The organism is Selenomonas timonae (assembly GCF_014250475.1).
Classification (GTDB): domain Bacteria; phylum Bacillota; class Negativicutes; order Selenomonadales; family Selenomonadaceae; genus Centipeda; species Centipeda timonae.
Genome location: NZ_CP060204.1, coordinates 208,617 through 229,621, shown reverse-complemented (window position 1 = coordinate 229,621; position 21,005 = coordinate 208,617). Strand labels below are relative to the sequence as shown.

The window sequence follows — 21,005 nt, the reverse complement described above, 5'->3', positions numbered from 1 at the left end:
TTCACATGTTGGATATGAAATTCGTGCGCGAGAATCTGCCTGCGGTGCAGGAAATGCTGAAGAACCGCTGCAATTCTCTCGATCTCTCGTCGTTCACGGCGCTTGAGGAGAGCCGCCGCACGATTTTGCAGGATGTCGAGGAGAAGAAGGCGCGCCGCAATGCCGTCTCGAAGGAGATCGGCGTGCGCAAGAAGGCGGGTGAGAGTGCAGACGATGTGGTCGCGGAGATGCGCGTTCTCGGCGATGAGATCACGGCGCTCGACGAGGATCTGCGCGAGGTGGAGGCGAAGCTGCGCGACCTCCTGCTGCAGATTCCGAATATGCCGAAAGCCGACGTGCCGATCGGCAAGGATGATACGGAGAATCCCGAGGTGCGCCGCTGGGGCACGCCGCGCACATTTGACTTCGAGCCGCAGGCACATTGGGACATCGGCGAGAGACTCGGCGTGCTCGATGCGGAGCGCGCGGCAAAGGTCACGGGTGCGCGATTCACGTTCTACAAGGGACTCGGAGCGCGCCTTGAGCGCGCGTGCATCAACTTCATGATGGATCTCCACGCGGAGAAGCACGGCTATACGGAGATGCTTGCGCCGTACATCGTCAACGCCGACAGCATGGTCGGGACGGGGCAGCTGCCGAAGTTCGCGGCGGATATGTTCAAGCTCGAAGGGCTCGATTACTACCTCGTGCCGACGGCAGAGGTGCCGACGACGAACTATCACCGCGACGAGATTCTGGACGCGGAGCAGCTGCCCGAATACTATACGTCCTATACAGCGTGCTTCCGCGCAGAGGCGGGGAGTGCGGGACGTGACACGCGCGGGCTGATCCGTCAACATCAGTTCAACAAGGTGGAGCTGATCAAATTTGTCACGCCCGAGACGAGCTGGGACGAGCTCGAGACGATGGTGGAGGCGGCGGAGGATGTGTTGAAAACGCTCGAACTGCCGTATCGCGTTGTGCAGCTCTGCACGGGCGACATGAGCTTTACCTCGGCAAAGACCTATGATATCGAGGTCTGGATGCCTGCGCAGGATAAATACCGTGAGATCTCGTCCTGCTCGAACTGCACGGACTATCAGGCGCGCCGCGCAAATATCAAGTATCGTCCTGAGCGTGGGGCAAAGCCGGCGTTCCTCCACACGCTGAACGGCTCGGGCGTTGCCGTCGGCCGCACGGTTGCGGCAATCCTCGAGAACAATCAGCAGGCAGACGGCTCCGTCCTCGTGCCGAAGGCGCTCGTCCCGTATATGGGCGGCGTCACGGTCATTCGATGAAGCGCCTCGTCGTCGGCATCACGGGCGCGAGCGGCAGTATCTATGCCCTCCGCCTGATCGATGTACTGCGTGCGCAGGGCATTGAGGTGCACGCAGTCGTTACAGCGAGCGGGCTGCGCGTCTTGGACTACGAATGCGGCGTTGCGGAGGCGGAGCTCACGCGGCGCGTTGATGTTCTCTACCCGAATGCGGATGTGGGCGCGGCGATTGCGAGCGGCTCGTTTCGTATGGACGCAATGGTCGTCCTGCCCTGCTCGATGAAGACCGCGGGCGCAATTGCCCACGGCGTGACGGATGATCTCCTCACGCGTGCGGCGGACGTGACGCTGAAGGAGGGGCGGCGGCTCCTCCTCGTGCCGCGCGAGACGCCCATGCACGAGATTCATCTCGAGAACCTGCTGCGGCTTGCACGCGCGGGCGCGGTCATCATGCCCGCAGCACCGGGCTTTTATCATCGTCCTGAGACACTGGACGATCTTGTCAACATGATGGTGGGAAAGATACTCGACCGCCTCGGCATCGAGGCGGAGCTTTTCACACGTTGGAGGTAACGCAATGAGATTCCAAAACAAAACGCTTGCGGCATTTGCGCTCGTCGGCGCACTCGTACTGCCCGCTGCGGTGCATGCAGCGCCGAGCTCAGACGACAATGCGATGGAGATGCACATGGGCTCAGCGGAGGCAAAGGACAAGAAGGCGGAGATCCAGATGGACTATCTGGAGCATCGCGGCGAGCGGCGCTATATCGACCTCTATAACATACACGCCTTCCGCCAGTACAAAGAGATGCATGGGATGTCGCTCCACTGGGGCGTGACCGTCTCGCGTGCCGTCGGCTCATGGGCGGAGAAGGACACGCCCGACGTGCGCCTCGACTCGTCTGCGGTCGGTGCGGGTCCTGCTTACATGATACGTTGGACGAAGCCGCTCGGATCGAAATGGGAGGCATCCCTTGACGCGACGGGCGCTGTCCTCGTCTACAACGACATGCACCCCGCGCATACACGCAACTACGGCTTCATGTGGCGTATCGGCCCGCGTGTGACGTACAAATTCAATGACCGCAACGCGCTCAGCGTCGCCTACCTCGGTCATCACGTCTCGAACGGTCAGCGCACGCGCAACCCCGGCTACAACGGTGTGGGCTTCTCCATCGGCTATCGTTATTCATATTAAAGGGAAAATTTGTGGCAAAGAAATATTACGCCGTAAAGCGTGGGCGCAAAACGGGGCTGTTCACCGTCTGGGGGGAGTGTGCGGCGCAGGTACAGGGCTTTCAGGGCGCAGTCTACAAGGGCTTTATGACGGAAGCAGAGGCTCGTGACTGGCTTGCGGGAGAGGGCGGTGCATCTCGTGCGAACGTGGGCACGCTGTGTATAGGGAAAAAGAGTGCAGCCCCTGCGCCCGCAGAGTCGATTGATGCAGACTATATCATCCACACGGATGGCTCTTGCCTCAGAAATCCCGGGGGCGCGGGCGGCTGGGCTGCCGTCATTGAGACTGTCGCAACGGGCGCGGTCACGGAGAAGAGCGGCGGCGACCCAGAGACGACGAACAACCGCATGGAGCTGACGGCGGCGCTCGAGGCGCTGTCTGCCGTGCCCGAGGGCGCGCGCATCGCGCTCTTTACGGACAGTCAGTATCTGAAGAACGCCTTTACGAAGTTCTGGCTGCCCGCGTGGAAGAAGCGCGGTTGGAAGAAGGCGGACGGCGAACCCGTGCTCAATCAGGATCTTTGGATGCAGCTCGATGCGGCATTTGCCGCGCGCCGCGTCCGGTTCCACTGGGTCAAGGGACACGCGGGCAACGAGCGCAACGAGCGCTGCGATGAACTCGCACGCGCGGAGGCGGAGAAGCTTTCTCGATAAATAAATGAAGGATAGGAGGGAATCAATGCAGCGCATATTTGAGCTGGTGGGGCACATTGTCCTCACGCATCTTGCGAACATCGGCCGCATCACCCTCCTCTACGGGGAGACCATGCGGCAGGTCACCCAGCGCCTGCGCGTGCGCAGCATCGTCTACCAGATGGCGCATCTCGGTGCGGACTCCCTCCTCATCGTCGGACTCACCCTCCTCTTTACGGGCGTCGTGCTGACCCTCCAGATCGCACACGAGTTCATCCGCTACGGCGCGCAGAGCACCATCGGCGCCGTCATCGCCATCGGCATCGGGCGTGAGCTCGGCCCCGTTCTCGTCGGCGTCGTCTGTGCGGGGCGTGTCGGTGCGGCAATCACGGCGGAGGTATCCACCATGAAGGTCACAGAGCAGATCGACGCCCTGCGCGTTATGGCGGTCAGTCCCGTGAACTACCTCATCGTGCCGCGCATGCTCGCGTGCATGATCGTCGTGCCCATCCTCACCGTCTTTGGCGATGTGATCGGCGTTCTCGGCGGCTATATCACAGCCGTGCATTACTCGGGCATCTCGCCCTACACATTCACGCACTCCATCACGCAGTTCGCCGAGATCTACGACATGACGGGCGGGCTCATCAAGGCGATCTTCTTCGGCAATGTCATCGCTGTCCTCGGCTGCCACTACGGACTGAATGCGCCGAATGGCGCGGAGGGCGTCGGCAAAGCTACCATGCAGACCGTCGTCACCTCCATCATCGTCATCTTCATCCTGAACGCCGTCCTGACGTTCTTCCTTTTTTAGACGGAGGGCGCCATGATACGACTGAACAACGTCCACAAGCGATTTGGGGACAAGGAAGCGCTCAAGGGCATCAGCCTGACGATCGAAAAAGGGGAGACCATCGCCATCATCGGCGGTTCCGGCTCGGGCAAATCCACCCTCCTGCGCCTGATGATCGGACTCGATCGACCTAGCGCAGGAGAAATCTACATCGGTGCGGACAATATTGCGGCGATGACGGAGAACGCCCTTGACCGCGTGCGTCTGCGCATGGGCATGGTCTTCCAGTACTCTGCACTCTTTGACTCCATGACCGTCGGCGAGAACGTCGCCTTCGGGCTGCGTGAGCACACAATGAAGACCGACGAGGAGATCGCGCGCATTGTCGCGGAGAAACTTGCGCTTGTCGGCCTGCCCGATGCGGCAGCACTCATGCCGCAGGAACTCTCAGGCGGCATGAAAAAGCGCGTGGGGCTCGCGCGTGCGATTGCAACAGACCCCGAGATCATCTTCTACGACGAGCCAAGCTCGGGGCTTGACCCCATCATGACAGCAAAGATTGACGAACTCATCATCGACATGCAGCGAAAACTCGACGTGACCTCCGTCGTGGTCACACACGATATGGCGAGCGCAAGCCGCATCGCTGACCGCATTGCGATGATTTACGACGGGAAACTCATCGCCGTGGACACGGCAGAGCGCTTTCAGGATATAAAAGACGAGCGCGTACAGGCATTTTTCCGTACGCTGCACCAGCGAAGGGAGGCAGGGGCATGAGTGCTGAGGCAAAGGTCGGCGCATTTACACTCGGAGGCGCGGCGCTCCTCATTGCCGTCGTCATGTTCTTTGGCGGACTGCGGCTCGGCGGCGGGCATGACTATACGATCTATGCGGGCTTCGGGCGCGCCGTCGGGCTGAACCCCGAGGCGCAGGTGCTCCTCTCGGGCGTTCCCGTCGGGCACGTCGAGGAGGTCGTGAACGACGGCACGGGGGTCACCGTCTCCCTCGTCATTCAGGACGGTGTGAAGATTCCGCGTGGCTCCTCCGTCACCATTGGGCAGCCCGGCATCATGGGGGACAAATTCGTCATCATCACGCCGTCTGCGAGCACGGACTTCTACACAGGCGGCGACTACCTCTATGGTACGGACGAGATGGGCATGGACGCCATGTTCACCGAGCTGAACAAGATGATTATTCAGGTCGAGGCAATGCTCACGTCGATCAACAACATCGTCGGCGCACCGGGCTTCCAGACTTCGATGGTACAGCTCGTCGTCAACATGGAGCATATGACGGCACACCTCGACGGGCTGACTGCGACCCTCGAGCAGATGGCGGCGGAGAATCGCGGCAATCTGCACGAAATGCTTGCCAATATGAACACCATGTCGGCAAACCTCGCGCAGACCACGGCGAGCGTCGAGCGCATCATGACGAACCTCGAGACCGTCGGTGCTGACCCCCAAACCGCAGAGAATATGAAAAAGACGCTCACGAATATCACGGAGACCTCCGAGCGTATGCTGCGGATCGCAGAGGGAATAGAGGCGGTCGCGGGAGACAAGCAGACGCAGGAGGATGCACGCGCGCTCATTCACAACGCGCGCACAATGTCGGACAAAGCGAACGGACTCATGGGACGTCTGCAGAACGTCAAGGTCACGCCAAAGGTCGATGCCATGTACAGCGGTAAGGCGGACGACTGGCGCACGAACTTCAACCTCGATGTCGGCGAAAATAAAGGGCTGTATGCGACCTTCGGCGTGGACGACATCGGCGGCGGCGATAAATTCAACGCACAGGTCGGCACGCGCGGTACCTCATTTGGGGCGCGTGCGGGTGTCGTCGCGGGCGCGGCAGGCGTCGGCGTCGACGCCTATGCGGGCGAGAAATTCAAATTCTCCGCCGATGCCTACGACCCGAACGATCCTACCCTCCGTTTGCGCGCGCAGTACCAACTGCGCGGCGGCACCTACCTCTTCGGCGAGTGGAACGACGTGAACAGCTCGAAAAAGCGCGCATTCTATACGGGCGTGCGGCAGGAGTTTTGATTGACGGGCGGTAGAATATATGTATAATATAATGATAGGGATGAACATCACATGGGATGAAGCAAAAAACCTCTCCAATCAAAAGAAACATGGCGTATCTTTTGAAGAAGCGGAGACGGTTTTCTACGATGATGAAGCCCTCTTAAAGTATGATGAAATGCACTCTCAGGAAGAAGAGCGATTCGTCATGATGGGGATGAGTAAAGCAAGCCGTGTACTGGTTGTTTGTCATTGTTATCGTATGGGGGACGTGCTTCGCCTCATATCAGCTCGAAAAGCAACCAAGAGAGAGGAAAGCCAGTATTGGGAACGTCTTTAGGAGGGATATGTTATGAAAGAAGAATATGATTTCTCGGATGCGATAAAAAATCCCTATACCAAACGTCTCAGACAACAGATCACGATCAATATCAATAACGAAGCGGTAGCCTACTTCAAGGCGCAGTCCGCAGAGGTTGGAATTCCCTACCAGACGCTCATCAACCTCTATCTGTCCGATTGTGCGGCTCAGGGACGAAAATTACATATGTCATGGCAGTAAAAAAACCTCATGGAACAATGTGTGTTGTTTCATGAGGTTTTTTCTTTGTTGATTTTCTATGACAGCCTCTCGGCTGTCTTTTTTATTGGTTAAATTTCGGCTTTCGTCCCTCAAGGAACGCCGTCACCGCCTCGCGGTGGTCGGCGGATGCGCCCGCCTTTGCGAGGTTCTCCGCCTCGATGCGGCTGTACGCCATGTAGTCACGGTAGAACACCTCGTAGTAGAGCTGTTTCTGCAGTGCGAGTGCGTTGAGCGGGCGGCGCAGCAGTTTTTCGGCGAACGCCTGCGTCTCTTCCTCGAGCTTGCCGTCGGGGGCAAGCCGCGTCGTCAACCCTAGACGGAATGCCTCCTTGCCGTAGATGCGCGGACTCAGTGCCATCAGCTCGATCGTCTTCGCGAGTCCGACGATCTGTTTCAGATGGTAGATGCAGCCCGTATCGCCCGGCAGCCCGACACTGGAGAACGCTGTGAGCAGACAGCTCTCCTCTGTCATGATGCGGAAATCAGCGCCAAGCGCGATGCCGCAGCCCGCACCCGCCGCTGCGCCGTTCACCATCGCGATGACGGGCTTCGAGCAGCGACGCAGGGCGAGCGATGCCTGGCTCGTCAGGATCGAGAGTTCGTAGCTGATGAAGTCGAATGACGCCATCTCCTTGATGTCACCGCCTGCAGAGAAATTCTTGCCCGCGCCCGTGATGATGATGACTTTGACGGACTCATCCGCCTCACAGTACTCGACCGTTGCAATTAGATCGTGGAACATCGTAGCATCGAGTGCATTGTTCGATGCAGGGCGATCCATCGTGATCCGCGCGATCCCGTCTTGAATATTTAGTTTAATATGCGCATACATTCGGATACCTCCTTTTAGCAAAACTTAGAGGCTGAACCCCACCTAGATTTTTCAAAATGTTATGTCTGCTGTTATGTTACTTCATTTATCCTCGTAATACAAGCAAAATTATTTTTCAGCAACCACCTCGCTGTTGTCGATGGCGAAGTCGAGGAGTAGGCCGATGAGTTCGTTGCGCGAGCGTCCTGTCTCGTCAGCGAGTGCGTCAAGTCGATTGATAATATCTTCCCGAACGCGGATGGACAGGGTCTTGTGCCCGTCCTCTCCGCGTTTTCTTTTGGTTATCATCAGTTTTGTGTTCATATGTATCACCTCATCATTAGTGTATCTATGAGGCACTACAAAATATATGTTGGACGTGATGATGTAAAACCTGTCTATAATTCATTTAAGTTTAGATATAAAACATACGATATAGTGTGTGTAAAAATGTGTTATAAAATATGTTATAAAGTGAAAGGTGAAATGATGGAGATACATCCTGCTGTACAAGGGGGCGCCGAGCAAGGAAGCGCACGCGTCGGCAGGGGACAGGGAACGTCTCTACCCAACCATGTTTTCCAAGAGGTGCTCGATGCGGCTGGCAGCCGCACACGATTTTCCTCACACGCAAAGACGCGCATTGAGCAGCGCGGTGTTCGTCTGACGGCAGACGACCTGACGCGCCTTGATGATGCCATCGACCGCATGGCGGCAAAGGGCGTGCGTGATGCACTCGTCTACTTGAGCCGAGGGCTCGCGATGGTCGTCTCGGTCAAGAACCGCACCGTTATCACCGCGCTCGACGAGGCAAGTGCAAAGGAAAATATCTTTACCAATATTGATAGTGCTGCAATTTTATAGGTTTTCTGAGGGAGAGATTTATTATGATGCGTTCGTTGTTTTCAGGAGTGTCTGGGCTAAAAGGTCATCAGACCCGCATGGATGTCATTGGACACAACATCTCTAATATCAACACGGTTGGTTATAAAGCAAGTCGTGTCACTTTTGCAGATACGCTTTATCAGACGAGCTCTGGTGCATCTGCACCTACCGGCAATCTGGGCGGCATCAATCCAAAGCAGATTGGTCTTGGTATGAACGTTGCCTCCATTGACACAATCTTTTCCGATGCGAGTGCACAGGGAACTGGGAAAAACACCGATGTTGCGCTTTCAGGCAACGGTCTCTTCATCATGAAGAACAGCACGGGGACTTATTATACGCGCGATGGTGCATTTGAGTTCGATGCAGAGGGTAATTATGTTTTGCCCGGCAATGGTTCATTTGTACAGGGGTGGATGGCACGAGAGAACGGCGAACTGGTGACGACGGAGCAGCCTGGAAATATCACCATCAAGGCGGGCAAGAGTATGCAGCCCCAGATGACTACGGCGGCAAGCTACCTGAATAATCTCAATGCGGATACGAAAGGCTATGAGATTGCAAGCATTGTTGCGAAATATAAGGACGGGACGCAGAAGTCTCTCGGAACATATACAGAGAGTTCGGTTGGCGAGATGTCTCTTGGCATGACAGGCACGACGAAACCGATTCCGCTGGAAGATGGTGTTGCAGATTATCCATTTAAGACAACAGATACTGTTACACTCACGGGCACACCTGTGAAGGGGAAAGCGCTGTTTTCGTCGACAGTTACCTCTGTTGAGGCCAATGGGGCGAATGTCAAAGTGACCTATGAGGGCGATAAATCCTCTGTTTATGGGATTACCGACAGCTCGGGGAATCCCATTTCTGTCACACATACAACTGGAACGCATGCAATCGGTGATGTATCTACAATTTCTGGAACGATAGCATCGGCAGGGGTAAAAGCCTCAGGCTCAAACCCGGGAGCAACAGAATTGACGCTTGCTACGGCAACGATTGGCGGACAAACGTTTACGAACGTGAAAATCACTGTTCCAAACCCTAAGGATTTTACATATGCGGATGGACAGACAGTGAACTTTTCACTGGTGAAGAAAAAAATAGAAGCTGACGCTGGAGCGAAAATCCATACGCCCAATACATATAGTGATGGTACGGTGCTGGATGCCAATGAAGCAACGACGGGGGCTCCCTTCACAGTTACGGAGAAGAATCAGCGTTATATCTATAAGGGGCGCGTTAATGGCAGTGAGGGGACGATTCAATCGGTTACTCGAAAATCAAAACAACCGACAGAAGTTACTCTCACCATGAAGGACGGGCAGGTCTTTACGGGCGCGGTCAATGGCGAGTACAAGGTCGGCGGGATGTACTACCCGCCCTCGGTGACAACCTTCACCGTCTACGACAGTCTCGGCGGCGCACACAGCATCCCGCTTGTCTTCCGCAAGGTAGGTGCGAACGAGTGGGATATGAGCCTTGCAGGCAGTGATACGTACAGCTATAAGGAAGCGAATGGGATGGAGGTCAGTGCAAGTCTTACGAAGACGCGCTTGAAATTTGACCAGACGGGACGCTATGTGAGCGGCGATGCGACGGTTTCTCTTACTTACAAGCGTGAGGGGGCGGAGGAGCCGAAGTCGCATAAAGTCACGGTCAGCCTTGGTGCACTTACACAGTACAGCGGCAGCAGCACGATTAAGGCGGAGACAGATGGAAATGCCGAGGGCGTTCTGAAGAACGTCACAATTGACAATACAGGAACCATCACGGGCGTTTATTCGAATGGTAAGATCAAGGCGGAGGCACAGATTGCAATCGCGCAGTTCAACAACGCCTCAGGTCTCACACGCATTGGAGGAAACTTCTATCAGCAGTCGAATAACTCCGGTGCAGCGAATGTGAAAACGGCCTCGGATCTTGGCTGTACGATTACACCGTCGGCGCTCGAAATGTCAAATGTCGATATTGCCGATCAGTTCTCGGATATGATTGTTACGCAGCGTGGATTCCAGGCAAATTCGAAGACCATCACGGTTGGAGACGAAATGCTCGAAACGTTGATTGGTATGAAGCGGTAAAATCTACACTTTGCGAGCCGTCGCCCTCACACGGGCGGCGGCTCTTTTGCACCTAACGATAAATTTATTTGAAAAAAAACAGGGGAACTGATACAATGAGAGAACCTGTCAATACGATTTCATGGTGTTGACTATGTTTGGAGCAGCCCGCCGTTCGGATATATCCCGTCAGCGGTCGAGGAGGAAATGGCTTTGAAGAATAGGGGACGTTTTGCGGCGCGACTGGTACGGACTCTGGCTCTGACCGCCGCCGTCGGACTTTTTACGGGGACGGCATCGGCACAGACAATGCAGGTGGATCTCTCGCGCAGCGTGCAGATGGCGCTCGAGAATAACCGTACGATCAAGCAGGCGCTGACGGATGTGGATGCGGCGCACGCCGCGCTCGCGCAGGCGAACCGATCGATGGGGCCTACGCTGACATGGTCGGCGACGGCGAACCGCATTGGCGGCGAGGCGTACGCGCAGGCGCGCATGACGGGCAAAAATTACGACTATAACTACGGCAATACGGGCACGATCTCGATGCCGGTCTATAACGCGTCGCTGAACGCACAGCGCAAATCTGCGCGCTACGGGCTGAACTCGGCGGACTTTGCGCTCGAGCAGACGAAGCAGTCGATCCGCCTGACGGCGACGACGGATTATTTCAATATCCTGCAGGCGCGTAATCTGGTGAAGGTGCGTGAGGATACGGTGGCGACGCTGCAGGCGCATCTCGCGGATGTGAACGCGCAGTTCCGTGTGGGTACGGTGGCGCGTGCGGACGTGCTCGCCTCGGAGGTGGAGCTGGCGAATGCGCAGCAGAATCTGACGACAGCGCGAAACAACTATGAGGTCGCTGTGGCAACGCTGAACAATGTGATCGGTGTGCCGACGGATACGACGCTCACGATCAACGATGAACTGCGCTATGCGGGCTATACGCTCTCTCTGGATGACTGCACGGACTACGGGCTGCTCTACCGCGCGGATGGTGCGGCGGCGGTCTATGCGGTAAAGCAGGCAGAGGAGGGCGTGCGCGCGGCAAAGGCGGGCTATCATCCGACGGTGAATGCGGCGGCAACGCGCTCGATTGCGGGCGAGCACCCCTTCAAGGACGACCATACGAGCAGCAATACGTGGTCGGCGGGTGTGAGCGCGTCGTGGAATATCTTTGACAACGGTGTGACGGCGGCGCAGGTCGATGCGGCAAAGGCGACGCTCCGCAAGGCGGAGGAGGCGCTCGCAGCGACGGATGAGCAGATTCGTCTTGATGTGCGTACGGCGTATCTGAATCTGCGTGCGGCGGAGCAGAATATCAAGACGACGGAGAAGGCCGTGCAGCAGGCAGAGGAGGACTACAACATCGCACGCGTCCGCTACAATGCGGGCGTGGGGACGAATCTTGAGGTGATGCGTGCCTCAGACAATCTGACGACGGCACGCATGAACTACTCAACGGCGCTCTACAGTTACAATACGGGCAAGGCGAGCCTTGACAATGCGATGGGCGTGCCCGTTGATCTCGATGCTGTGCGGTATCGTGCGGCGGAGGAGGACGGTGCGCGTGCAAAGGAGGCGCGTGCGGCGGCACAGCTGCATGACGATGTGCTCTTTGCAACGCCGGAGGATGCCAAGGTGCGCCCGACTGCAGAACGTGCACCTGCGGATGCCGGTGCTGCTGCGGCGGCACGCGTACAGGCGGCGAATGCCGCATACGAGGCAGAGATGAACAAATAAGAGGTTTGCTATGAGACGGAAGGCGTATATCGGGGCGGCGGTGATCGCCGCGGTCCTCGTCTGCGCAGCAGTTCTCATCCATATCGTACGCGCTCAGGCATTCATGGCTGAGGCGGGACAGATGGCAGAGCGTCTCGTGGCGCAGAAGCTGGGAACGGCTGTGCACATCGGTGCGGTGGAGATCCGTTCTCTGCACGAATTGAAAATGGACGATGTCGTAATCTACGATAAGCAGGCGGAGGTTGTGCTCCGTGCCGATGAGGCACGGGTGACGCTTCGTCTGCTTTCTTTGCTTTCATCGCCCGAAACATCGATTGACGAGATCCTGCTCACGGGCGCGCATGCGGACATTGTGCAGCGCGCGGACGGCTCGTGGAATTATGATGATATCGGCGCGGACGACAGTCAGCCGAGCACGTTCGAGGGGCGCATCCGCACGGAGGGCGGTTCGGCGACCATTGTGACAGATAGTCGCACGTACGAGCTGACGGAGATTGCGGGGGCAGTGGAGATCGACCGCAGCGATGTCTCCTATGAGGCGACGGGAGCCCTTTCGGGGGTACCTCTGCGTGTGCGCGGCGCGTATGTCGGCGGGAACCAGGAGCTCTATCTCAGTTCCTCAGATACGGATTTCATGCAGCTGCGTCACCTCCTGCCGGAAAACTCTCTGTCCGAGGAGTTGCAGCTCTCGTCTCTGCACGCAGATGCCGTGCGGATGGAACTGCATCGCGTGGACGGGGTGCTGACGCTGGACGGCCGCATCGACGGTATGCGCGGCGCGGCAGATGTTTACGGGACGCAGGTGCAGCTGGAGAGCTCAGCACTGCGCTTCAATGAGCGCGCAATTTTCGTTGCTGCGACAGTGGAGGCGGCGGAGCAGCGCGCGCGTGTGGACGGGACGATTCGGCTCGATACGGATGCACCTTATCTTGATCTCACTGTGCGTGCGCAGGATTTCGCCGTTGACCGCATTCTCGCGGACAGCCCCTATCAGGGGGCTGTGACGGCAGATCTTCACGTGAAGGGGACGCTTGCGGCGCCGATTGTCACGGGGAAACTGACGGCGGCGGAAGGGGCGGTGAACGGGGTCTCCTTCCGAAATGCGGCGGCGGATGCTGCCTATGCTGACGGCACAATTTCGTTCGAAAATCTGACGGCGGAGGCGTTCGGCGGGACGCTCTCGGGCACAGGTGTGTTTACTGCGGAGAAAAATACCTACACGGCGCATCTGACGGTCGACAATGTCGCACTTGCGGGGCTGCGCTCCCTCTCAGTGTCCCTGCCCGAGGGGCTGGACGGTACGCTGCACGCCGATCTTGGCATCGACGGGCAGATGGGGGAAGCTCTCACGGTTCTCGGCAGCGCCGCACTCTCGGACGGCGTGTACCGCAACATTCCCGTGGAGCGTGCGAATGTGTCCTTTATGCTGCGCGGGGACGATCTGACGATCGATTTCCTCAGTGCGAAGCTGCCGAATGAAACGGAGCTGGGGGTAGAGGGGCATATTATGCGCGGCTCTGCGCTCAATCTGCGCTTCTACGGCGCGCATGCCGATCTCGCGCTGCTGAACTATCTCGACGAACGCCTCAGCTTCTCTGGGCTTGCGGATTTCTCGGGCGAGGTTCACGGCGATATTCATGATCCGCAGGTCGATATGCAGGTCTCCGCGACGAATGGCGATCTCATGTATCAGCCGTTTGACAGCCTGCTTTTCCGTGCAGATGGCTCGCTCTCGGGCATCGGCATCTATGATTTTTCGATGGAGCGTGGCGGACGTGAGGTCTGGCTCGTGAACGGAACGATCGGCTTTACGGGCGAGCGGCGCATCGATCTTCAGATTGATACGATGGGCGCGCGCATGGAGGACGTGGCGGCGCTTGTTGCGCCCGATCAGCCGATCACGGGCAACATCGACAATATCATCAAGTTCACGGGCACGCTTGACAATCCGCATGCGGTCGGCTATGTTCACTTCTATCGCGGCAGCTATGCGGGCGCGGTGCTCTCAGGTATGGACGGCGACTACTTCCTCGATAACGGCATCATCCGCGTGCAGGTCTTCCACATCTATTCGCCGATGGTGGATATGGTGCTGAACGGCACAATCAGCGCACAGGGCGTGCTTGATTTCGATGCTGAGGTGCGCGATCTCGATATGAAGCGATTCGAGCACAAGCTGCCCTACGAGGTCTCGGGGCATGGCGTCTTCAACGGCAAGGTGGGGGGCACGATCTCCCATCCTATTTTCCGCGGGAAACTGAAGGCGGACGAGATCACGATGAACGGCGTGGAGCTGCGCGAGATTACCAGCTTTGTCCACTATGAGAACGGCATCATCGACATGGAGCGGACGGGCTTCCGTCAGGGGACGGAGGGCTCTGTGTCCGCGCGTCTGCGCTATGATACCGAGACGCGCGCCCTGCGCGGTACGATGAATATTGACAAAATGGATGTTACGGCGCTGCTCGCTCTTGCCAATCAGCAGGAGAGCCGCATTACGGGAACAATCACGAGTGCGGTGCAGCTCGGCGGTACGCTGGACAATCCGTCGATCGATCTGACGGGTGCAATCGAAGAGGGGGCGATTGCCTCCTATCCCGTGCGCGATGTTGCGCTTGACGTCTCGCTCGTGGATCGCGTGCTGACGCTCCGTAAGTTCTCGGGGGCGCAGGGGAGCGGTTCCTTCTCTGCTGTCGGTACGGCAGATTTTGACGGCGCGGCAAATGTGGACATTACGGCGACGGATATTGCGCTTGGGATGTTTACGCGCTTTGCAGGTACAGAGCAGGAGGTGACGGGTACGGTGTCGCTGACGGCGCATATCGGCGGGCAGACGCGGCAGCCGGAGGCGGATCTGAAGCTGACGGCGAAGAACGGCGGCACGAATGGCGCGACGTTCGATGAGCTGGCGGGAGAGGCGCAGCTGCGCGGCTCTGTGATCCGCCTGAATGAGCTGACGGTGACGAAGTATATCGACGGCATTGCCTACACGGCAAGTGCGCACGGCACGCTGCCCCTGCGTGCGCTCACAGCGGATCGCGATGAAACGCTGGATGCCTACGATCAGCTCGATCTGACGATTGCGCTCGACAATGCCGATCTCTCGCTCATTCCTGTGTTTTCCAATCAGGTGGAGTGGGCGCTCGGACGTACGGAGGGCAGTCTGAAGGTGCATGGGACGCTTTCCGCCCCTCGTCTTACGGGCAGTCTGCGCGTGACGGGCGGCGCGGTGAAGCTGCGCTATTTCGAGCATCCGCTGACGGATATGCAGCTGCGGATTGATGCGCTCGGCGAGAGCATTTCTGTGCGTGAGTGCACGGGCAAGATGGGCTCGGGCACCTATATGCTGACGGGGCGTACGGAGCTTTCGGGTACGGAGCTGCGCTCCTATGATTTCACATTCGTGATGAATGCGCTCGAGATCAAGACCTCGTTCTTTGAGGGACCTCTCAGCGGCACGCTGCGTCTGAATGAGGGCGAGTACTGGGGCGAGACCCTGCCAAAGCTCTCGGGAACGATTGACATCAACCGCGCGCTCGTCTCGATCCCGTCGATTCCTGAGACGGACGACGAGCTCCCGCACATCATCCTCGATGTGGGGCTGACGGTGGGTCGCTATGTGCATTTCTTCAGTCCGAACCTCTATGATATTCATCCGTCGGGCTCTGTGCATTTCGGCGGTACGACGCGTCACCCGCATACGACGGGCATGATTGGCGTGCGGCGCGGCGATACGGTGAGCTATCTGCGGACGGTGTTCAAGATCCGCGAGGGGACGGCCACGTTCAACCAGCCGGAGTCGTTCCTGCCGGAGATTGCGTTCTATGCGGAGGCACGTCTTACGCACACGCGCGTCTTCCTCTCGGCGCACGGGCCGCTCGACCATATGGATTTCCGCCTCGGATCGAGCCCGGAGATGTCTGAAGAGGAGATCATCCGCATGCTGACGCTGCGCAGTGCCTATCGGAGCGGCGAGGGAAACATTACAGCGGCGGATGTGCTCTCGATCGGTCTGCAGATGAGCATTCTCTCGGAGGTGGAGGACTCTGTGAAGAACTTCCTCCATCTCGATGTGCTTCGCCTCTCGAGTGGGAGCGGCGCGCTCTTTGAGACAAAGGATGACGAGGCGGTGCGGCAGAACGAGAACGAGTACAATGTCGAGATCGGAAAGTATTTCGGCGACCGCGTGCTCCTGCGCTATGTGCAGGGGCTCGGCGCTGCGTCGGATACGCATCGGATCGGCATTCAGTATGACTTCAATGACCGCTTCGGCATCTCGTATGACCGCGAGGGCTCGGATCAGCTCATCAGCGTCGAGGCACGGTTCAGGTTCTGATCCCGTCGTATTATGTTTTTGAAAAGGAGGTGTGCCCGTGTTTTCGGATTATGTAAAGAAGCTCGCCGACGTGCAGAAACTCACGCTGACAGAGGAGGGGGAACTCTGGCGCGCCTATAAGGAGCGCGGCGATGAGGCGGCGCGGCGGAGGATCATTGAGTCGTATCAGCCGCTCGTCTTCCGTGAGGTCATGCCCTATCGCGCGCTGCCCGCCGTGATGGATGCGGTGCAGGAGGGGACGATTGGTCTGATCGAAGCGGTGGAGCGCTATGATCCCAGGCGCGGCGTAGCGTTCAGCCTCTACGCTGTGCATCGCGTGCGCGGGCGCATTCTGGACTTTCTCCGCCGTGAGGGGCGGGTCGATCTGCCGTGCCTCGAGGCGGAGACGGAGGCGTACGAGACGGCGAAGGAGCTGCTCGTCGACGAGCGTCCATCAGTTGCGGAACTCGCGGAGCATCATGCGCTTGTCGGCGTGCTCGGCGCTGCGATGGAGCGCCTGCCTGCGCGGGAGCGCCTTGTGCTCGAGGGTGTGACGATCGGTGGCGCACGAGCGCAGACAATGGCGGAGTCGCTTGGCGTGACGCCGGCGCAGATCTACCGTCTGCAAAAAAACGGAATTCGTCGCATTCGCGGGATGCTCTCGCGCTTTATGCAGCATTGGTAGTTTCTTAGCACTTAGTACTACGTTTTAATTTTAACATCTTGAATCCATCCTATAGAGTGTAGTATAATTCCGAAAGGAGGTACGGTGATGGCCGCAGACCGCAGAGAGCGCGCGAAATCTATCCGTGCGGCACGGGACTGGCTTACGGGCGCAGAGCATGCGCTCGCGGGCGAAGACGATCTTGCGGGCGACCTGAAACTCATGCTTGCACGCGCAGAGCTTGCGCGTATTGCAGCGGATCGCCGTGCGCGTCTGAGACGCCTTGCCCTTTGGTTGCTGCCGACGGCTGCTGCGGCAGTTGGGCTCGCATACTTCGTGTGGGGCACACCGCCTGCAGAGGAGATGGCGATGCCGCCGCCCGTGCACCGCACGGAGCGGGATGTGCCCGTAGCTGCGGTGGATGCCGTGGAGGATGCAGCGCCGCTAACGAAGACAGCGCCCGCAGAGGCACTGTCGAAGGAGATGCCTGCGGCGGATGCGGAGCGCGTGCAGCCGCAGACACAGCCCGCCACTGCGACCGTGACTGCACAGGCATCTGTGCAGAGCGCAGCGCCCGCGCAGCGTCCGCAGATGCCCGATGCCGATATGCAGCGACTCATGCAGGTCGGCGGAAAAATTTTACGAGAGTAGTCGATCATTTCCCCGCATTGCGGTCGGATTGAAATAGTGCGCCAAGGCGCACATATCTAGGAGGTTTCGCCTTTGAACAGCAAGAGATATCAGAGACTCACACTCGCCGTCGCGCTTGGCGTCGGCGTGTCCGCCGCGGCGTTGCCACATGGCTTTGCCGCAGAGGAGGGGACTGCGCAGGAGAGTGCCGCTGTGGTGACAGAGGCACCCGTGCTGAGCGATGCTGCGCCATCTGCCGTAAGCAACACTGCGGACGCTCCGGTTGCGAATGCACCCGCGCTGACGACCACATCTGCGCCCACGTCCTCGGATGAGCGTGCTGCCGCGTGGGCGGCAAAGCGTCCCGCTGAGGATGAGATCACGAACTACCTTGCAGCGCAGGTGGGCAAGACGATTATGGAGATCAAGTTCAACGGTGCGACGGAGGCGACAGAAGGGGCGGCGCGCGCTGCACTCACGATGCACGTGGGTGACGCTGTGACCGAGGAGGGGCTGGTGAAGGATCGCGATGCGATCTACGCAACGGGCTATTTCTACGATCTCTATCCGACCTTTGAGCAGGTACCCGAGGGCGTTGTCCTGACTTACAATGTGCTCGAGAATCCAGAGCTCAAGGAAGTGAAGATTGAGGGCAACACGGTCGAATCCACGGAGTCTCTGATGGAGCTCATCACGGTCAAGAACGGTGAGCTGCTGAATTCGCGCACGCTGCAGGAGAATGTGCAGGCGATCCAGGAGAAGTACCGTGCGGATGGTTACATTCTTGCAAAGATCACGGATCTCAACATCGCGCAGGACGGCACGCTCACGATCAAGATCAGCGAGGGCACACTCGAGGGCTATAAGGTCAAGGGCAACAAAAAGACGAAGGAATACGTCATCCTGCATGAGATGCGTCAGAAGGTCGGTGAGCCGTTCAATGCAAATCAGGCGCGCCGCAGCATGCAGCGTGTCTACAACCTTGGCTTCTTCGAGGATGTCAATGTCAAGATGAACCCCGGCGTTGAGCCGAATGCGGTCGTCATGGAGATTGATGTCAAGGAGAAGCGCACGGGTTCGTTCGGCATCGGTGCAGGCTACTCAAGCGCTGACGGCATGGTTGGGACGCTGAGCGTCAGTGACACGAATTTCCGCGGGATGGGCGATACGATCAGCATCACCTATGAGATCAGCGGCGATGATACGGATGCGCGCGGCTATACGTTCATGTACCGCCGTCCATGGCTCGACAAGAAGGAGACGGCAGGTACGCTGCGCATCTACAACCGCACATATGAGTACGATGACTACGATGAGGACGGCAACCACAAGGAGTCGTTCATGCGCAAGTACTCGGGCGGTGAGGTGACGATCAGCCGTCCCATGAGCGAGTATTCGACGAATTTCGTCACGCTCCGCAACCGTCAGGACAAGTATGTGAAGCATACGGAGACGGGCAACGCGGGCAACCGCAGCAACAATACGGCTTGGATTAACAGCAATTTCGGCACAACGCGCAGCGTAACGTTCGAGCACGTGACGGATACGCGCGATAATGTCTACGAGCCGACGATGGGGGCGCGTGCCTCTCTCTCGGCAGAGTTCGCAGGTTTTGGTGGTGACTTCAACTACCAGAAGTACATTGCAGGGGATACCCACTACCTCAAGGCGGGGCGTTCGCAGGTCTTTGTTCTGCGCGGGCAGTACGGCATCAGCCGCGGCTCGATCTCGGAGTACAGCCAGTTCCGCATGGGCGGTCAGGATACGATCCGCGGCTACCGCGAGGATCAGTTCCGCGGGACACGCATGGCGCTCGCCTCGATTGAATACCGCTTCCCGATCGTGTCGAAGGTGACGGGCGCACTCTTTGCGGACTACGGTGGCGCATGGAGCGATGGCTTTACGCCGGAGAATATGTACGGGAGCATCGGCATCGGGCTCGGGCTCAACACGCCGATCGGTCCGCTGCGCCTTGACTACGGTCGTGGTTCGCAGGGCGGCCGCGTTCACTTCCGCGTCGGCGGCACGTTCTGATAATGCAGGCTCTTGTGCCTGGGCGCATCTGGGCGATCGCCCTCCTCATTTTTGCAGCTTTCGGGTGTTTTGCCCACACATATGCCGCAGAGTCCTCCCGCGTGGAGGAGACTGCGGCTATTGTTGTAGGTGAGCGGGAGATTCCCTCCATTGTGCGAGCGCGCATGGAGCGCACAGTTGCGGCAATCGCGGCAGAGCGTATGGAGGGGCGCGTGATTACGACGGTCTCTGCGTTGGAGGAGGCGGAGATCATCGGCACGGTCTTTGACCGTCTGCTCGTCGGCTACACGGTAACTGGGGTCGATGTGCGTCCTGCGCAACGGACGGAGGTCATAATCCACCTTGCACCGTGGGCGGATACGATCCAGGGTGTTCATGTACAGATGGCGGTGGAGGGCATGCCAGCCGCCGTTGAGGAGATTGTGCGCGCAGACCTTGCGGGTGTCAGCACGGTCTTTTCGGATGCTCTTGTGGGGCTGCCGCTTGCGGCGACGGACTGGGCGACGGGGGCGCTGAAACGCAGCTTGAACGCCTATATGGACGAACATCTGCCGGAGTTCCGCGCGGACTACGATATCGATGTCGATCAGACGGCACAGGTGCGTCTCACCGTCTATCCACGTCTGCCCGTTGTGCGGATCGTGGATCTCTCGATGCGTTCGGATACGATACCGAACGTGACGCTGCTCACGCAGCGCAGGGCGATGGAGACGGCGGCGAATCGCCTTGTCGGCGTGCCTGTCGCCTTTGTTGCGCGTCACTGTTCCGTGTTTGAACAGCAGCTGGCAGATAGTCTGGATGGCGCGGGAGGACTACGCCGACTCCATCTCACCTCACAGGTGACGATCACGCCGGGGGAGCGCATGGCGGTCATGAGCCGCACGGATACGATGCGCTATCGTCTTCGTCTGACGGGCTGGCTCGATATCGGGCGCACCTCGGAGAATCGCGGCTGGGATCGGCGCGACCTGCACGTGCGCCTGCATGCAGGACAGATGCTGAGTGCGCGCGATGAACTCTATGCGGAGACCGATGCCGCGCCCGAGGATGTGCGCTTTGACTGGCGCGTCGGCTATGCGCGTGAACTATTCCCGCATTTCACGGGTGATCTGCGCTACGATCTGCGCGATGACCGCCTCTCTGTCGCGGGGAGCTATGCGCTCCATCCGCGCTGGCTCGTGCGTTACGAGCAGTGGACGGATACGGGCGCATGGGAGTGGGAGCTGCGGTACAAGATGCATGATTTCCTCAGCGTTGCAGCGCTTGCAGACGGTCATGACAGGTGGCTACGTCTGATTGGAAATTTCTAGGGGGTGAAGTG

At 58.5% G+C, this 21,005-nt stretch carries 19 protein-coding genes; 17 read left to right on the top strand and 2 right to left on the bottom strand.

All coding sequences use genetic code 11. The annotated features are described in order from the left end of the window. Positions 1-5: 5 nt before the first annotated feature. Genes serS through H1B31_RS01030 form a run of 9 tightly spaced genes read left to right on the top strand, consistent with a single transcriptional unit; the run spans position 6 to position 6,515 of the window. A complete protein-coding gene (gene serS, locus H1B31_RS01070) occupies positions 6-1,277 on the top strand; it encodes a serine--tRNA ligase (RefSeq protein WP_185980552.1) in 1,272 nt (423 codons plus the stop codon). Then, positions 1,274-1,828: a UbiX family flavin prenyltransferase gene (locus H1B31_RS01065; protein WP_185980551.1), complete on the top strand. Its 555-nt coding sequence runs from the start codon at positions 1,274-1,276 to the stop codon at positions 1,826-1,828. Before serS ends, H1B31_RS01065 begins: the two co-directional genes overlap by 4 nt. Before the next feature lie 4 nt (positions 1,829-1,832). Further along, on the top strand, positions 1,833-2,453 hold the full coding sequence (locus H1B31_RS01060; RefSeq protein ID WP_185980550.1) for an acyloxyacyl hydrolase: 621 nt from the start codon (positions 1,833-1,835) through the stop codon (positions 2,451-2,453). 11 nt (positions 2,454-2,464) lie between these two features. Beyond that, positions 2,465-3,145 carry a ribonuclease HI gene (gene rnhA, locus H1B31_RS01055; protein ID WP_185980549.1) on the top strand — a complete coding sequence of 227 codons (681 nt, stop codon included), beginning with the start codon at positions 2,465-2,467 and terminating at the stop codon, positions 3,143-3,145. 25 nt (positions 3,146-3,170) lie between these two features. Next, positions 3,171-3,938, top strand: coding sequence for an MlaE family ABC transporter permease (locus tag H1B31_RS01050; RefSeq protein ID WP_185980548.1), 768 nt, complete (start codon positions 3,171-3,173; stop codon positions 3,936-3,938). Positions 3,939-3,950: 12 nt separating this feature from the next. Beyond that, positions 3,951-4,697, top strand: coding sequence for an ABC transporter ATP-binding protein (locus tag H1B31_RS01045; protein WP_185980547.1), 747 nt, complete (start codon positions 3,951-3,953; stop codon positions 4,695-4,697). After that, the gene (locus tag H1B31_RS01040; RefSeq protein ID WP_185980546.1) at positions 4,694-5,974 is read left to right on the top strand and encodes an MlaD family protein; all 1,281 of its coding nucleotides are present in this window, start codon (positions 4,694-4,696) and stop codon (positions 5,972-5,974) included. Before H1B31_RS01045 ends, H1B31_RS01040 begins: the two co-directional genes overlap by 4 nt. 19 nt (positions 5,975-5,993) lie before the next feature. Beyond that, positions 5,994-6,293: a BrnT family toxin gene (locus tag H1B31_RS01035; protein WP_221933447.1), complete on the top strand. Its 300-nt coding sequence runs from the start codon at positions 5,994-5,996 to the stop codon at positions 6,291-6,293. A gap of 12 nt (positions 6,294-6,305) precedes the next feature. Beyond that, positions 6,306-6,515: an antitoxin gene (locus H1B31_RS01030; protein ID WP_066844021.1), complete on the top strand. Its 210-nt coding sequence runs from the start codon at positions 6,306-6,308 to the stop codon at positions 6,513-6,515. An 82-nt stretch (positions 6,516-6,597) separates the two neighbouring features. On the opposite strand, the gene H1B31_RS01025 is transcribed toward H1B31_RS01030, so the two are convergent. Both H1B31_RS01025 and H1B31_RS01020 read right to left on the bottom strand, forming a co-directional pair. Then, positions 6,598-7,368 (bottom strand): enoyl-CoA hydratase/isomerase family protein, encoded by a 771-nt coding sequence (locus H1B31_RS01025; protein WP_185980545.1) that lies wholly within the window; start codon positions 7,366-7,368, stop codon positions 6,598-6,600. Between the two features lie 108 nt (positions 7,369-7,476). Beyond that, entirely contained in the window at positions 7,477-7,671 is a 195-nt protein-coding gene (locus tag H1B31_RS01020; RefSeq protein ID WP_185980544.1) for a ribbon-helix-helix protein, CopG family, read from the bottom strand. 165 nt (positions 7,672-7,836) lie between these two features. On the opposite strand from H1B31_RS01020, the gene H1B31_RS01015 reads away from it, so the two are divergent. From H1B31_RS01015 to H1B31_RS00980, 8 genes are all read left to right on the top strand, one after another. After that, positions 7,837-8,211: a TIGR02530 family flagellar biosynthesis protein gene (locus tag H1B31_RS01015; protein WP_185981194.1), complete on the top strand. Its 375-nt coding sequence runs from the start codon at positions 7,837-7,839 to the stop codon at positions 8,209-8,211. Positions 8,212-8,234: 23 nt separating this feature from the next. Beyond that, positions 8,235-10,319 (top strand): flagellar hook-basal body complex protein, encoded by a 2,085-nt coding sequence (locus H1B31_RS01010; protein WP_185980543.1) that lies wholly within the window; start codon positions 8,235-8,237, stop codon positions 10,317-10,319. Positions 10,320-10,505: 186 nt separating this feature from the next. Beyond that, on the top strand, positions 10,506-12,041 hold the full coding sequence (locus H1B31_RS01005) for a TolC family protein (protein ID WP_185980542.1): 1,536 nt from the start codon (positions 10,506-10,508) through the stop codon (positions 12,039-12,041). A gap of 10 nt (positions 12,042-12,051) precedes the next feature. Then, complete coding sequence (locus H1B31_RS01000) at positions 12,052-16,377, top strand: translocation/assembly module TamB domain-containing protein (RefSeq protein ID WP_185980541.1); 4,326 nt, start codon at positions 12,052-12,054, stop codon at positions 16,375-16,377. 37 nt (positions 16,378-16,414) lie between these two features. Then, entirely contained in the window at positions 16,415-17,041 is a 627-nt protein-coding gene (locus H1B31_RS00995; protein WP_185980540.1) for a sigma-70 family RNA polymerase sigma factor, read from the top strand. A gap of 87 nt (positions 17,042-17,128) precedes the next feature. Beyond that, complete coding sequence (locus tag H1B31_RS00990; RefSeq protein WP_185981193.1) at positions 17,129-17,671, top strand: preprotein translocase subunit SecG; 543 nt, start codon at positions 17,129-17,131, stop codon at positions 17,669-17,671. Between the two features lie 72 nt (positions 17,672-17,743). Next, entirely contained in the window at positions 17,744-19,684 is a 1,941-nt protein-coding gene (locus H1B31_RS00985; RefSeq protein ID WP_185980539.1) for a BamA/OMP85 family outer membrane protein, read from the top strand. 2 nt (positions 19,685-19,686) lie between these two features. Continuing rightward, on the top strand, positions 19,687-20,994 hold the full coding sequence (locus tag H1B31_RS00980; protein ID WP_185980538.1) for an acylphosphatase: 1,308 nt from the start codon (positions 19,687-19,689) through the stop codon (positions 20,992-20,994). Positions 20,995-21,005 lie beyond the last annotated feature (11 nt).

Bases quoted from the DNA above. Each gene is read 5' to 3' on its own strand.
- serS (WP_185980552.1), top strand. From the start codon at position 6: ATGTTGGATATGAAATTCGTGCGCGAGAATCTGCCTGCGGTGCAGGAA.
- H1B31_RS01065 (WP_185980551.1), top strand. From the start codon at position 1,274: ATGAAGCGCCTCGTCGTCGGCATCACGGGCGCGAGCGGCAGTATCTAT.
- H1B31_RS01060 (WP_185980550.1), top strand. From the start codon at position 1,833: ATGAGATTCCAAAACAAAACGCTTGCGGCATTTGCGCTCGTCGGCGCA.
- H1B31_RS01050 (WP_185980548.1), top strand. From the start codon at position 3,171: ATGCAGCGCATATTTGAGCTGGTGGGGCACATTGTCCTCACGCATCTT.
- H1B31_RS01045 (WP_185980547.1), top strand. From the start codon at position 3,951: ATGATACGACTGAACAACGTCCACAAGCGATTTGGGGACAAGGAAGCG.
- H1B31_RS01040 (WP_185980546.1), top strand. From the start codon at position 4,694: ATGAGTGCTGAGGCAAAGGTCGGCGCATTTACACTCGGAGGCGCGGCG.
- H1B31_RS01035 (WP_221933447.1), top strand. From the start codon at position 5,994: ATGTATAATATAATGATAGGGATGAACATCACATGGGATGAAGCAAAA.
- H1B31_RS01030 (WP_066844021.1), top strand. From the start codon at position 6,306: ATGAAAGAAGAATATGATTTCTCGGATGCGATAAAAAATCCCTATACC.
- H1B31_RS01025 (WP_185980545.1), bottom strand. From the start codon at position 7,368: ATGTATGCGCATATTAAACTAAATATTCAAGACGGGATCGCGCGGATC.
- H1B31_RS01020 (WP_185980544.1), bottom strand. From the start codon at position 7,671: ATGAACACAAAACTGATGATAACCAAAAGAAAACGCGGAGAGGACGGG.
- H1B31_RS01015 (WP_185981194.1), top strand. From the start codon at position 7,837: ATGGAGATACATCCTGCTGTACAAGGGGGCGCCGAGCAAGGAAGCGCA.
- H1B31_RS01010 (WP_185980543.1), top strand. From the start codon at position 8,235: ATGATGCGTTCGTTGTTTTCAGGAGTGTCTGGGCTAAAAGGTCATCAG.
- H1B31_RS01005 (WP_185980542.1), top strand. From the start codon at position 10,506: ATGGCTTTGAAGAATAGGGGACGTTTTGCGGCGCGACTGGTACGGACT.
- H1B31_RS01000 (WP_185980541.1), top strand. From the start codon at position 12,052: ATGAGACGGAAGGCGTATATCGGGGCGGCGGTGATCGCCGCGGTCCTC.
- H1B31_RS00990 (WP_185981193.1), top strand. From the start codon at position 17,129: ATGGCCGCAGACCGCAGAGAGCGCGCGAAATCTATCCGTGCGGCACGG.
- H1B31_RS00980 (WP_185980538.1), top strand. From the start codon at position 19,687: ATGCAGGCTCTTGTGCCTGGGCGCATCTGGGCGATCGCCCTCCTCATT.